Annotated in this window: 9 protein-coding genes; 1 reads left to right on the top strand and 8 read right to left on the bottom strand. The window is 70.6% G+C overall.

Annotation, left to right across the window (positions count from 1 at the left end):
* Nucleotides 1-4: 4 nt before the first annotated feature.
* From G5C51_RS33365 to G5C51_RS33330, 8 genes are all read right to left on the bottom strand, one after another.
* Nucleotides 5-1,495 carry an MFS transporter gene (locus G5C51_RS33365; RefSeq protein WP_165243022.1) on the bottom strand — a complete coding sequence of 497 codons (1,491 nt, stop codon included), beginning with the start codon at nucleotides 1,493-1,495 and terminating at the stop codon, nucleotides 5-7.
* 51 nt (nucleotides 1,496-1,546) lie between these two features.
* Nucleotides 1,547-2,197: a TetR/AcrR family transcriptional regulator gene (locus G5C51_RS33360; RefSeq protein WP_165243020.1), complete on the bottom strand. Its 651-nt coding sequence runs from the start codon at nucleotides 2,195-2,197 to the stop codon at nucleotides 1,547-1,549.
* A 176-nt stretch (nucleotides 2,198-2,373) separates the two neighbouring features.
* On the bottom strand, nucleotides 2,374-3,978 hold the full coding sequence (gene serA / locus G5C51_RS33355) for a phosphoglycerate dehydrogenase (protein WP_165243018.1): 1,605 nt from the start codon (nucleotides 3,976-3,978) through the stop codon (nucleotides 2,374-2,376).
* 278 nt (nucleotides 3,979-4,256) lie between these two features.
* Entirely contained in the window at nucleotides 4,257-5,255 is a 999-nt protein-coding gene (ilvC, locus tag G5C51_RS33350; RefSeq protein ID WP_165243016.1) for a ketol-acid reductoisomerase, read from the bottom strand.
* Nucleotides 5,256-5,342: 87 nt separating this feature from the next.
* Nucleotides 5,343-5,867: an acetolactate synthase small subunit gene (gene ilvN / locus G5C51_RS33345; RefSeq protein WP_165243014.1), complete on the bottom strand. Its 525-nt coding sequence runs from the start codon at nucleotides 5,865-5,867 to the stop codon at nucleotides 5,343-5,345.
* A 25-nt stretch (nucleotides 5,868-5,892) separates the two neighbouring features.
* A complete protein-coding gene (locus tag G5C51_RS33340; RefSeq protein ID WP_165243012.1) occupies nucleotides 5,893-7,776 on the bottom strand; it encodes an acetolactate synthase large subunit in 1,884 nt (627 codons plus the stop codon).
* 288 nt (nucleotides 7,777-8,064) lie between these two features.
* Entirely contained in the window at nucleotides 8,065-10,851 is a 2,787-nt protein-coding gene (locus G5C51_RS33335) for a putative bifunctional diguanylate cyclase/phosphodiesterase (protein WP_165243010.1), read from the bottom strand.
* Nucleotides 10,852-11,121: 270 nt separating this feature from the next.
* Nucleotides 11,122-12,066 carry a 2-hydroxyacid dehydrogenase gene (locus G5C51_RS33330; protein ID WP_206314614.1) on the bottom strand — a complete coding sequence of 315 codons (945 nt, stop codon included), beginning with the start codon at nucleotides 12,064-12,066 and terminating at the stop codon, nucleotides 11,122-11,124.
* A gap of 97 nt (nucleotides 12,067-12,163) precedes the next feature.
* Here G5C51_RS33330 and G5C51_RS33325 point away from each other — a divergent pair, with 97 nt between their 5' ends.
* The gene (locus G5C51_RS33325) at nucleotides 12,164-13,159 is read left to right on the top strand and encodes an aldo/keto reductase (RefSeq protein WP_165243008.1); all 996 of its coding nucleotides are present in this window, start codon (nucleotides 12,164-12,166) and stop codon (nucleotides 13,157-13,159) included.
* Nucleotides 13,160-13,381: the final 222 nt, after the last annotated feature.

The raw sequence follows: 13,381 nt of genomic DNA, 5'->3' as shown, positions 1-13,381 counted from the left end.
TGCCTCACCCAAGGTGCGCGGCCGGCACGCCGCCCGCCTCCGCGGAAGCGTCACGAGTCGGCCGCCCGGTGTTCATCAGGACGCCGACCAGCACCGCCGCCGCCGCGAGGATCACGGAGGCCACCCCGAACGCCGCCGAGAAGCCGTCCACCAGACCGTCCCGGACCACACCGGGCGTCGGCCGCCCGCCGGCCGCGTGCTCGCGGACATACTCCGCGGTCGCGCTCGTCGCCACCGTGTTCAGCAGCGCCGTGCCGATCGAACCGCCGATCTGCTGCGACGTGTTGACCGTCGCGGACGCGACCCCCGCGTCCGCCTCACGCACGCCGTGCGTCGCGTAGTTCATCGACGTCACCATCACCATGCCCATCCCGAAGCCGACGATCAGCTCCGCGGGCAGCACCCCCGCCGCGTACGACGTCGACGCCTCGATCTGCGTCGCCCACGCCGTACCGGCCGAGGCGAGCAGCAGGCCGGGGACGACCAGCACCCGCGGCGGCACCTTCGGCAGCAGCCGGGTCGCGAGGCCGCCCGCGCCCGCCAGCACCGCCACCGTCATCGGGAGGAAGGCGACGCCGGTCTTCAGCGCCGAATAGCCCTGCACCACCTGCATGTAGTACGTGAGGAAGAGGAACATCGCGAACATCCCCACCATGGCCAGCGCCACCGCCAGGTACGCGCTCCCCCGGGCCCGGTCCGTGATCACCCGCAGCGGCAGCAGCGGCGCCGCGGCCACCCGCTGCCACAGGATGAAGCCCGCCAGCAGCGCGGCGCCGACGATCAGCAGCCCGTACACCCACCGCGAGTCCCAGCCCTCGGACTCGGCCTGGCTGCAGGCGTAGACGATCGAGACCAGACCGGTGACGGCGAGCAGCGCACCGGGGATGTCCATCCGCGGCCGCGCCTCCGGCCGCACGTCGCGCGGCAGCACCAGCCAGCCGAACGCGGCGGCGATCGCGATCGGCACGTTCACGTACAGGCACCAGCGCCAGTCCAGGTACTCGGTGAGCGCACCGCCCGTGACCAGCCCGATCGCGCCGCCGCCCGCGGCGATGGCGCCGAAGATCCCGAACGCCTTGGCCCGCTCCCGGGATTCGGTGAAGGTCAGCGTGAGCAGCGACAGCGCGGCGGGTGCCAGCAGCGCGGCGAAGGCGCCCTGGCCCGCGCGGGCGGCGAGCAGGGTGCCGAAGTCCGGCGCCGCACCGCCCAGCGCCGAGGCGCCGGCGAAGCCGAGCAGTCCGGTCAGGAAGGTGCGGCGGCGGCCCAGGTAGTCGGCGATCCGGCCGCCGAGCAGCAGCAGCCCGCCGAAGGCGAGGGAGTACGCAGTGACCACCCATTGCCGGTCGCCGTCGGAGATGCCGAGGTCCTCCTGGGCGGAGGGCAGCGCGATATTCACGATCGTCACATCCAGGACGATCATGAGCTGCGCCAGCCCGATGAAGAAGAGCACCAGCCAGCGCCTGGGGTTGAGTTCCTGCTGTTTTGCCGTGTCCATGACACAACCTTTCTGATACGGGATGAGCGTGTGGCCGGACAGGGAGCTACGTCAGTCGCGGGCGGCGATGCGCTCGCGGATCTTGTTGAACCAGGCGAAGCCGATCGCCGGGCCCGGCAGCCGGATGGCGCGCTCGCGGGCGGCGGCCGGGCGCAGGCCGTCCAGGTAGATCTCGAGCTGCCGGTGGGCGATGTCGCGGTCCTGCGGCACCACGTCGCCGGGCAGCGGGCGGGAGAGTCTGATGACCATGAGGGTGACGTCGCCGACGAGCACGTCGCCGCGTACCAGACCGGCTTCCTGCGCCTCGCCGAGCAGTTGCTGCAGCTCCCGGAGCGGATCGCGGCCGGCGCCCGAGAGGGCGCCCTCCACGGTGAACCGCCCGGAGAGCGCCGGCATGATCGCGCCGATCCGCAGGTCCACCGCGGCGTGCATGAACAGCCGCAGCCCCTCGAAGGGGTCGGTCTGCGCCGCCCGGACGCGGTCGAACGCCTCCACCATCCGGGACAGGATGTCCACCGCCACGCCCTGCAGCAGCGCCTCGCGGTTCGGGAAGCGGCGGTAGAGGGTGGCGATACCGACGCCCGCGCGCCGCGCGATCTCGTCGAGCGCGGCGTCCACGCCCTCCGCGACGAGGACGTCGCGGGCGGCGCACAGGATCTGCTCCCGATTCCGCTGAGCGTCCGCTCGCATCCTGCTGGCCATCTCGCTCCCCCTCAGAGGCGAAGGAATTTTCTCCGCTTGCCTTCACCGTAAGAAGCAAGCGGAGAGATTTCATCCATCTGGGGCTAAGTGAGAGGGCCTTCGGCGGTGATCCTCCGGATACGACGAACGGGCCCGCGCTGCGGGCCCGTTCGGGGTGCTGCTGGTGCTGCGCCGCCTTAGTCGGTGAGGTTCACCGCGCGCGCCGAGGTGGCGCCGATCTCGCCGGCGATCTCGGTGAGGACCGGCTGCGGGATGGTGTCGTCGACGGTGAGGGCGACGAGCGCCTCGCCGCCGGCGGCGGCGCGGGAGACCTGCATGCCGGCGATGTTGATGCCCGCCTCGCCGAGGATGCGGCCGAGGGTGCCGACGACGCCGGGGCGGTCGGCGTACCGGAAGAAGGCCATGTGGTCGGCGAGCTGCAGGTCGATGTCGTGCTCGCCGACGGCGACGATCTTCTGCTGGTGCTTCGGCCCGGCCAGGGTGCCGGAGACCGACACCTCCTCGCCGCCGGAGAGCGTGCCGCGGACGGTGACCACATTGCGGTGCTCGGGCGACTCGCTGCTGGTGGTCAGGCGCACCTCGACGCCGCGCTCCTGCGCGAACAGCGGCGCGTTGACGTAGCTCACCGTCTCGGCGACGACGTCCTCGAAGACGCCCTTGAGCGCGGAGAGCTCCAGCACCTTCACATCGTGCTGGGTGATCTCGCCGTAGACCTCGACGTCCAGGCGGACGGCGACCTCGCCGGCCAGCGCGGTGAAGATCCGGCCGAGCTTCTCGGCGAGCGGCAGACCCGGGCGTACGTCCTCGGCGATGACGCCGCCCTGGACGTTGACCGCGTCCGGGACCAGCTCGCCGGCCAGCGCGAGGCGGACGGACTTGGCGACGGCGATGCCCGCCTTCTCCTGCGCCTCGCCGGTGGAGGCGCCCAGGTGCGGGGTGGCGACGACGCTGTCGAACTGGAAGAGCGGCGAGTCGGTGCACGGCTCGGACGCGTAGACGTCCAGGCCCGCGCCGGCGACCCGGCCCTCCTTCAGGGCGGCCGCGAGGGCCTCCTCGTCCACGATGCCGCCGCGGGCGGCGTTGACGATGCGGACGTTCGGCTTGACCTTGTGCAGCGCCTCGTCGCCGATGAGGCCGAGGGTCTCGGGGGTCTTGGGGAGGTGGACGGTGATGAAGTCCGACACCTCGAGCAGCTCGTCGAGCGTGAGCAGCTTGACGCCCATCTGCGCGGCGCGCGCGGGCTGGACATACGGGTCGTAAGCGACGATCTTCATGCCGAAGGCCGACATGCGCTGCGCGACCAGCACGCCGATGCGGCCGAGGCCGACGACGCCGAGGGTCTTCTCGCTGAGCTCGACGCCGGTGTACTTGCTGCGCTTCCACTCGCCCTGCTTCAGGGCGGTGTTGGCCTGCGGGATGTTACGGGCCGTGGCCACGAGCAGGCCGCAGGCGAGCTCGGCGGCGGTGACGATATTGGAGGTCGGGGCGTTGACCACCATCACGCCGGCCTTGGTGGCGGCGGAGACGTCGACGTTGTCGAGGCCGACGCCGGCGCGGGCGACGACCTTCAGCTTGTTCGCGGCGGCGATGGCCTCGGCGTCGACCTTGGTCGCGGAGCGGACCAGGATGGCGTCGACGTCGACGATGGCGGGCAGCAGCTCGCCGCGGTCGGCGCCGTTGCACTGCCGGATCTCGAAGTCCGGGCCGAGGGCGTCGACGGTGGCGGGCGAGAGCTCTTCCGCGATGAGAACGACGGGTTTGGCGGTGCTGTCTGTGCTCACGTGGGTCCTCACTGGTGCTGTGCGGACGGCCGTCCCGACGGCCGCAGGCGTGGAGGTGGTGGCAGCGCTGGGCCGGCGAGGCGGCCCGGACCCACGACGCTGTGAGCTCGACACGCGCTTGTGGTGTGCAAGTGTAGCTACGCGGGGCGCCCCTGCCGACCCCGTTCGAAGAGGATCACTCGGACCGGGGAATCGCGCCCGGCGGCGCTCGCCCTCAATCGCCGGGCAGGCTCCGTTCGGAGCCTGCCCGGCGATTGAGGGCATCTGTTGCAGAGGGCTTACGCCTCTTCGTCGACCCAGCTCATGAGCTTGCGGAGCTCCTTGCCGGTGGTCTCCAGGAGGTGGTCGGCGTCCTGCTTCTTGTACTCGTTGTAGCGCGGGAGGCCGTTCGCGTACTCCTTCATCCAGTCGTTGGCGAAGGTGCCGTCCTGGATCTCGGCCAGGACCTGCTTCATGGTCGCCTTGGTCTGGTCGGTGATGATGCGCGGGCCGCTGACGTAGTCGCCCCACTCCGCGGTCTCGGAGATGGACCAGCGCATCTTCTCCAGGCCGCCCTCGTACATGAGGTCCACGATGAGCTTCAGCTCGTGGAGGCACTCGAAGTACGCGATCTCCGGCTGGTAGCCCGCCTCGACCAGGGTCTCGAAGCCCGCCTTCACCAGCGCGGAGGTGCCGCCGCAGAGGACCACCTGCTCGCCGAAGAGGTCGGTCTCGGTCTCCTCCTTGAAGGTGGTCTTGATGACGCCGGCGCGGGTGCCGCCGATGGCCTTCGCGTACGAGAGCGCCAGCGCGAACGCGTTGCCGGAGAAGTCCTGCTCGGCGGCGGCGATGCACGGCACGCCGCGGCCCTCCTCGAACTGGCGGCGGACCAGGTGGCCCGGGCCCTTCGGGGCGACCATGCAGACGTCGACGTTGGCCGGCGGCTTGATGAAGCCGTAGCGGATGTTCAGGCCGTGGCCGAAGAAGAGGGCGTCGCCGTCCTTGAGGTTGTCCTTCACGGACTCCTCGTAGACCTTCGCCTGGATCGGGTCCGGGACCAGCACCATGATCACGTCGGCCTCGGCGGCGGCCTCCGCCGGGGTGACGACGCGCAGGCCCTGCTCCTCGGCCTTCACCCGCGACTTCGAGCCCTCGTGCAGGCCCACGCGGACATCGACGCCGGAGTCGCGCAGCGAGAGCGCGTGGGCGTGGCCCTGGCTGCCGTAGCCGAGAACCGCGACCTTGCGGCCCTGGATGATGGACAGGTCGGCGTCGTCGTCGTAGAACAGCTCGGCCACGATTAATTCTCCTTGGGTGGTGGTGCGCCCCACCGTACGCCGGGTGCGGTTGGGGTTCTGCGGGGGTTTGTTGACGGGGGTTAACTGCTAAGCCGAGCGGTCGAGGGCGCGCAGCGAGCGGTCCGTGATGGACCTGGCACCACGCCCTATGGCGATCGTGCCGGACTGGACCAGCTCCTTGATGCCGTACGGCTCCAGCATCTTGAGCATCGCCTCCAGCTTCTCGCTGCTGCCGGTGGCCTCGATGGTGACGGCCTCCGGGGAGACGTCGACCGTCTTGGCGCGGAAGAGCTGGACGATCTCGACGATCTGGCCGCGGGTCTCGTTGTCGGCGCGGACCTTGACCAGGACGAGCTCGCGCTGGATCGCAGCGCCGGGCTCGAGTTCGACGATCTTCAGGACGTTGACCAGCTTGTTGAGCTGCTTCGTGACCTGTTCGAGCGGCTGCTCGTCGACATTCACCACAATGGTCATGCGGGAGATGTCGGGGTGCTCGGTGGTGCCCACCGCGAGCGAGTCGATATTGAAGCCGCGGCGGAAGAAGAGGGCGGAGATCCGGGCCAGGATGCCGGGCTTGTTCTCCACCAGGACGGAGAGCGTGTGCTTGGACATGGTCTCTTCAGTACCTTTCGCGCTCTCAGTCGTCTTCGCCGTCGCCGAAGTCCGGGCGGACACCACGGGCCGCCAGGATCTCGTCGTTGGAGGTGCCGGCGGCGACCATCGGCCAGACCTGTGCGTCCTCGTGGACGATGAAGTCGATGACCACCGGGCGGTCGTTGATGGAGTTGGCCTTCTCGATGACGGCGTCCAGGTCGGCGGGGTCCTCGCAGCGGATCGCCTCGCAGCCCATGGCCTCGGACAGCTTCACGAAGTCCGGGACCCGGGTGCCGGCGGACGGCTGCTTGCCGTCGGCCTCGGGGCCGGAGTGCAGCACCGTGTTCGAGTAGCGCTGGTTGTAGAAGAGGGTCTGCCACTGGCGGACCATCCCCAGGGCGCCGTTGTTGATGATGGCGACCTTGATGGGGATGTTGTTCAGGGCGCAGGTGGTCAGCTCCTGATTGGTCATCTGGAAGCAGCCGTCGCCGTCGATCGCCCAGACCGTGCGGTCCGGCTGGCCGGCCTTGGCGCCCATCGCGGCGGGGACCGCGTAGCCCATCGTTCCGGCGCCGCCGGAGTTCAGCCACGTGGCGGGCTTGTCGTAGTCGATGTAGTGGGCGGCCCACATCTGGTGCTGGCCGACGCCGGCCGCGTAGATGGTGCCCTCCGGGGCCAGTTCGCCGATCCGCTGGATGACCTGCTGCGGGGAGAGCTGGCCGTTGTCCGGCTGGTCGTAGCCCAGCGGGTACGAGTCCCGCCAGCGGTCCAGCATCGCGATCCACTCGCTGTAGTCGCCGCGTGTCCCGGCCTCCTGGTCCGCCTGCAGGGCGACGACCAGGTCGGCGATGACCTCGCGGGCGTCGCCGACGATCGGCACGTCCGCCTCGCGGTTCTTGCCGATCTCGGCCGGGTCGATGTCGGCGTGGATGACCTTCGCGTACGGGGCGAAGGAGTCCAGCTTGCCGGTGACCCGGTCGTCGAAGCGGGCGCCCAGGGCGACCAGCAGGTCGGCCTTCTGCAGGGCGGTGACCGCGGCCACCGAGCCGTGCATGCCGGGCATGCCGTAGTGCTGCGGGTGGGTGTCGGGGAAGGCGCCCAGGGCCATCAGCGTGGTGACCACGGGGGCGCCGGTCAGCTCGGCGAGGACCTTCAGCTCGGCGGTCGCGTGCGCCTTGAGGACGCCGCCGCCGACGTAGAGCACGGGGCGCTTGGCGCCGTTGATGAGCCGGGCGGCCTCACGGATCTGCTTGGAGTGCGGCTTGGTCACCGGGCGGTAGCCGGGCAGGTCGTTCTTCGGCGGCCAGGCGAACTCGGTCTTCGCCTGCAGCGCGTCCTTGGCGATGTCGACCAGGACCGGGCCCGGACGTCCGGTGGCCGCGATGTGGAACGCCTCGGCGATCACTCGCGGGATGTCGGCCGGGTCGGTGACCAGGAAGTTGTGCTTGGTGATCGGCATCGTGATGCCGCAGATGTCCGCCTCCTGGAAGGCGTCCGTGCCGATGGCCTTCGACGCGACCTGGCCGGTGATCGCGACCATGGGGACGGAGTCCATGTGCGCGTCGGCGATCGGCGTGACGAGGTTGGTGGCACCCGGGCCCGAGGTCGCCATGCAGACGCCGACCTTGCCGGTGGCCTGCGCGTAACCGGTGGCGGCGTGCCCTGCGCCCTGCTCGTGCCGCACCAGCACATGCCGGACCTTGACCGAGTCCATCAGGGGGTCGTAGGCGGGGAGGATGGCGCCGCCGGGGATGCCGAAGACGGTCTCGGCGCCTACGGCCTCGAGCGAGAGGATGAGGGACTGCGCGCCCGTGATGCCCTTGGCGGGCGCGGGAGCGGGAGCTTGCGCGGTGGCGGCGGGGTTCTGACCCCCGCTGCGAGCCCGCGGCGGCTGGGGATGAGGGGCCCCGGTGGCCTGCTCGGTCATCTGCTTCTCTTCTCGTCTGCTGGCGTGGTGCCTGAGGGTTTTTCGGTGGGTTTGGGCGATCTAGCGAAGGTGCCGGTGCAACAAAAAACCCCTCGTGCCGGGTGGCAAGCGAGGGGAGCGCGTCGGGTGCGGACGGCGGGACTTCTTGGTGAGTCCCGCTTCAGCCGACGCGCTTTCCAAGTACGAGAATTCGGGTGCGCATGGCACTGACCTTGCCCCTGACGCAAGGGGGGTGTCAAGTCGGTGGGACAGGCGTCTCACCATATGGGCGGCCGACCAGGTGGTGTGTCATGTGAACGCGATCGCCGAGGCGCCGCCGTCCGGCACCTCCTGCGGGACCGGAACGATGCCGCTGACCAGGGTGCGCCGCAGCCTCGGCTCGTCGAGGGGCTCGGCGAAGGCGAGGCCCTGGCCGTGCGTACAGCCCATGGCCGAAAGCAGGCCGACCTCCTCGGGTCCGTCGATGCCGTCGGCTACGGAATCCATGCCGAGGTCGCCGGCGATCCGCAGCAGCCCGGCCGTGATCTTCCGCAATCGCTCGGACTCGGGCAGCCCCTCGACCAGGCTGCGGTCGAGCTTGAGGGTGTCCACCGGGAGCCGGCGCAGGGCGGCGATCGCGGCATTGCCGTTGCCGAAGCCGTCGAGGGAGATGCGTACGCCCAGATGCCGCAGGGCCACCAGACGCCGCTCCAGCTCGTCCAGGCCGACCCGGGGGTCGTGGTCGCACAGCTCGATGCACAGCACTCCGGAGGGGAGCCCGTACCGGGCGAGCAGCGCGGCGATGGTCTGCGGCGGCAGGCCGCGGTCGACCAGGCGCATGGCGGGGACCCGGACGATCACCGGGACCGTATGGCCGTCGCGATGCCGCTCGGCGGCGCGGTGGATGGCCTCCTCGAGCAGCCAGCGGCCGAGCTCCGAGGTGCGGCCGTCGGCCTGCCCGCCCTGCTCGGCCATCCGCAGGAACTCGGCCGGGGTGTGCACGATGCCCTGCGCGGAGCGCCAGCGGGCATGTGCCGCGACGGCGGCGACGCGGCCGCTGCCCAGCTCGACCACGGGCTGGTGGAGTAAGGAGAACTGTCCGTCATTGAGGGCGGATCCGAGGCGGTCGGCGAGCTGGACCCGCCGCACCACCTCGGCCTGTAACTGTGGTGCGTACAGCTCGACGCGGGCCTTGCCCGCCTGTTTCGCGCGATACATCGCCAGGTCGGCATTGCGCATCAGCTCGGCCGGGGTGACGCCGGGGTCCGCGAAGGCGACGCCGATGCTGGGCGTCACCCGCACCTCCACCCCGCCCACCGCATACGGCTCCGACAGCCGCTCCCGCAGCCGGTCGGCGATCTCGAAGATCCGCACCTCGCGCGGCGTTCTACTGCCGTCGCCAATGATGAGGGCGGCGAACTCGTCGCCGCCCAGCCGGGACGCGGTGTCGCCGGACCGCACCGACTCATTCAGCCTGCGGGCGGCCTGGATGAGCAACTCGTCGCCGGCGGCGTGACCGATCGTGTCGTTGACCGACTTGAAACCGTCCAGGTCGATGAAGAGCACGGCCGTGCCCTGGTCCGAGGCGCGGCGGCCGCCGAGCGCCTGCCGGATCCGCTCGGTGAACAGCGCCCGGTTGGGCAGTTGGGTGAGCGTGTCATGGGAGGCGGCGTGCTGCAGCTGAGCCTGCAGCCGGACCCGCTCCGTGACGTCCCGGCTGTTGAAGATCAGGCCGCCGTGATGCCGGTTGACCGTGGACTCGACATTGAGCCAATGGTCCCCGTCGCGCCCATCGCCGGCCCGGAAGCGGCATTCAATGCGCGTCGACTGGGCATGGTCGCGCGGCATCGCCAGGAAGCGCCGCACCTCGTGCAGCACCCGCCCCAGATCCTCGGGGTGGATCAGCGAAGCCAGCTCGGAGCCGACCAGCTCCTCCGCCCGCCGCCCGTAGACCCCGGCGGCGGCCGGGCTGACGTACCGCAGCACGCCCGTGGGCGCAGCGATCATGATGACGTCGGAGGAGCCCTGGACCAGCGACCGGAAGTGGTTCTCCTTCTGGGCCAGCTCCTGGGTGAGGCTGATGTTGTCGAGCAGCATGATCGCCTGGCGTACGACCAGGGCGAGCACCACCGTGCACGCCGTGATGAGCACGACGCGGTCGAGGCGGCGGCCGTCCAGGACGTTGTAGAGAATCCCGAGGGTGCACACGCCGGCCGCGAGATACGGCGCCAGCGCGGCGATCTGCGAGGCCCGCTGGCGGCGGTTCTGCGCGACCTCCTCCGACACCACCGGCGCCGGGCCCTCCCGCCGCCCGACCCAGGGGGCGTACGCGAGCAGCATCGAGCCGGCGAACCAGCCGGCGTCGAGGATCTGCCCCGAGCGATAGCTCTGCTGCAGCAGCGGGGAGGTGAACAGCGCGTCGCACAGCACCGTGAGCGCCAGGGCGGCGATCGCCGTGTTGATCGCGGAGCGATTGGCGGCGGTGCGCCGGAAGTGCAGCACCAGCACCATCGACACCAGGGCGATGTCGAGCAGCGGATACGCCAGGTTGAGCGCGACCACCGGGACCGATTCGCCGTCCACGTCCGCGGTCTGGGCCAGCGCCAGCGACCAGGAGATGGTGAGCAGCGAGCCGCCGATCAGCCACGTGTCGAGCGCGAGGCACACCCAGCCGGCCCGCGTGACCGGGCGCTTGGCGAGGATGAGCAGCCCGACGACGGCGGGCGGGGCGAAGAGCAGGAAGCAGAAGTCGGCGACGGACGGTGACGGGACCGGCTGGTCCAGCACCACCTCGTACCAGCCCCAGACGGCATTGCCGAGGCCCGCCATGAACGACGAGGCCCCGAACATCAGCCAGGCGGGTCGAAAACGGCTCCGCCGCGTATACGCATAGCGCAGGCTGGACGCCGCGGCGGCGAAGGCGGCCGCGCTCAGCCCGAAGTCACCCATGAAGAGGGCCAGTTCGCGGGAGCCCCAGCCGAGGGCGGCGCCGGTGGCATACCCGCCGCAGAGCACGGCGAGCAGCAGCTGGGGCAGCAGGCCATTGCCGCGCTGCAGCGGCGGCCTCAGCACCGCCCCCACGATCGCACTCACCATGCCTCCCGGAGCCGGGGCCGGTGACGCGATACCGTCGGGCCTGTCGGACGGCAGCGGTGGATCAGGCGGCGGCTCCGCCGGGGTGTCGTCTTGATTGTCCACTCGCCGTGCACGCCCATCGCCCCCCTTGAGTTTCCGGGTACGTGCGGCACCTTTTCGGATCGGGTGCCGCGATCGCGACATCACGCCGCATACATCGAAGAGCTTCCCCCGCTCGGGACGATACACCAGGATCGTCACTCAGGGACATACTTCTTCTACGCAGCGTAACTAGCTGACGGCGACGACGTGTTCCAGCGGCTGCCCCGCGGCGAACCGGCGCAGCTGCGCGGCCAGCAGCTTCGCCGCCCGGGGACGGAATGCGGAGGTGGGGCCTCCGGTGTGCGGGCTGATGAGGACTCCGGGGGCGGACCAGAGCGGGTGCCCCACGGGCAGCGGCTCGGGGTCCGTGACGTCGAGCGCGGCCCGAAGACGCCCCGACTCCACCTCGCTGACCAGGGCTTTCGTGTCCACGACGGCCCCGCGGGCGACATTCACCAGCAGCGCTCCGTCCTTCATCCGGGCCAGAAAGGCGTCATCCACGAGGCCACGGGTGTCCTCAGTGAGCGGCGTGACGACGATAACGACGTCCGAGTCCGGGAGGAGCGTGGGGAGTTCGTTGGTGGAGTGCACCGGACCGCGCGGAGTTGCACGAGAGGAGCGTGCGACGCGAATGACCCGCGCGCACTCAAAGCCCGCGAGCCGGTCCTCCACGGCGGCGCCGATCGCCCCGTACCCCAGGATCAGCACCGTCTTGTCGGCGAGGGAGGGGTGGAAGCCGGACTTCCACTCCTGCCGGTCCTGCCGTCGTACGAACTGGGGAATGCCGCGGAGGCTGGCGAGGGTGAGGGTGAGGGCCAGTTCGGCGGTGGAGGCCTCGTGCACGCCGCGGGCGTTGCAGAGGGTGACGCCCGGGGGGAGTTCGCGGACGGCGGGAAGGTAGGCGTCGACGCCGGCGGTGAGGGTCTGGATGGCCTTAAGGCGTGGCATCCGCAGCATGGGTGCCGTGGTGATGTCCGGCTTGGTCATGTACGGCGGCACGTAGAAGACACAGTCCGCCGGGTCGGCGGGCCACTCGCCGGCACCGTCCCAGTAAACGTAGTCGAGGGAGTCCGGAAGGCCGTCTATCTCCTCGGGCGGCAGCGCCAGCCACACCTGTCCTGAGTCCATGGTCATCAGGCTATGCCATGTATCCCCTGCAAGTTGGGGGCCTGCCCGGCCTGTCCGTGGGACGGGCTAGGGTGCGGACTGCAGTGTGGAGGGAGCGGGTCCGTTGGAACGCAGGACGATCGGTGCGGCGGCCCTCGAGGTGGGCGCGGTCGGTCTCGGTTGCATGCCGATGAGCTGGGCGTACGCGTCCTCGCAGCAGAACGGCGAGGAGTCGCTGCGGGCGCTGCACGCGGCGCTGGACGCCGGTGTCTCGCTGCTCGATACGGCGGATATGTACGGGCCGTTCACCAATGAGCATCTGGTCGGGCGGGTGCTGAAAGAGCGGCGCGGCGAGGCCTTCGTATCGACGAAGGTGGGGCTGCTGGTGGGTGAGCAGCACATCGTCGCCAACGGGCGGCCGGGGTATGTGCGGCGGGCGTGCGACGCGTCGCTGCGGCGGCTGCAGACGGATGTGATCGATCTTTATCAGCTGCATCGCGCGGATCCTGAGGTGCCTGTCGAGGAGACCTGGGGCGCGATGGCGGAGCTCGTGCGCGAGGGAAAGGTGCGCGCGCTGGGGCTGTGCGCGGTGGGCGCGCGGGGCGCCTCGCGGCGGGCCGGGGCGGATCTGCATGACGGGACGCTGGGGCAGTTGCGGCGGGTGCAGCAGGAGTTCCCGGTGAGTGCGGTTGAGGCGGAGCTGTCGGTGTGGTCGCCTGAGGCGCTGGGGGCGCTGGTGCCGTGGTGTGAGGCGCGGGGGGTCGGGTTTCTCGCGGCCATGCCGCTGGGGCATGGGTTTTTGACCGGGCGGCTTACGCCTGGTGAGGGCTTTGAGCCGGATGACGTGCGGGCGCGGCATCCGCGGTTCACCGCGGAGATGATGGCGGCGAATCAGCCGGTGGTGGCCGGGCTGCGGCGGGTGGCCGAGCGGCATGGGTGTACGCCGGGGCAGGTGGCGTTGGCCTGGGTGCTGGCGCAGGGGCGGCATGTGGTGGCGGTGCCGGGGAGTAAGCGGGAGCGGTGGGTGGTGGAGAACGCGCATGCCGCGTCGGTGCGGCTGAGTGCGGTGGATATGGCGGAGATTGCGGGGTTGCCTGCGGCTCAGGGGTCTTGGGACTGAGCCTGCCTGCCCGCCTGCCCGCCTGCCCGCCTGCCCGCCCGTTGCTCCGTGCGGTGTGGGTGCTGCGCCGTCGGGTTGTCGCGGCTGTGGGGGTTGGGGTCGAGCGGTGGGTGGACTCGGTTGTGCGTTGGGCGGGCTTGAGGGTGCGTGGTGCCAGGCCGGGAGTCTGTGCGTGGTGCCAGGCCGGGAGTCTGTGCCTGGTGCGGGTGGGTTGGCATCGGA

Origin of the sequence: Streptomyces coryli (assembly GCF_011044975.1) — a bacterium.
Classification (GTDB): Bacteria; Actinomycetota; Actinomycetes; order Streptomycetales; family Streptomycetaceae; genus Streptomyces; species Streptomyces coryli.
The sequence above is the reverse complement of the archived record's forward strand: the minus strand, read 5'-3'. Positions and strand labels throughout refer to the sequence as shown.

What these genes read in the sequence shown, in the direction of transcription:
- G5C51_RS33365 (WP_165243022.1), bottom strand. Translation starts at nt 1,495, where the DNA reads ATGGACACGGCAAAACAGCAGGAACTCAACCCCAGGCGCTGGCTGGTG.
- G5C51_RS33360 (WP_165243020.1), bottom strand. Translation starts at nt 2,197, where the DNA reads ATGGCCAGCAGGATGCGAGCGGACGCTCAGCGGAATCGGGAGCAGATC.
- ilvN (WP_165243014.1), bottom strand. Translation starts at nt 5,867, where the DNA reads ATGTCCAAGCACACGCTCTCCGTCCTGGTGGAGAACAAGCCCGGCATC.
- G5C51_RS33340 (WP_165243012.1), bottom strand. Translation starts at nt 7,776, where the DNA reads ATGACCGAGCAGGCCACCGGGGCCCCTCATCCCCAGCCGCCGCGGGCT.
- G5C51_RS33335 (WP_165243010.1), bottom strand. Translation starts at nt 10,851, where the DNA reads ATGGTGAGTGCGATCGTGGGGGCGGTGCTGAGGCCGCCGCTGCAGCGC.
- G5C51_RS33330 (WP_206314614.1), bottom strand. Translation starts at nt 12,066, where the DNA reads ATGACCATGGACTCAGGACAGGTGTGGCTGGCGCTGCCGCCCGAGGAG.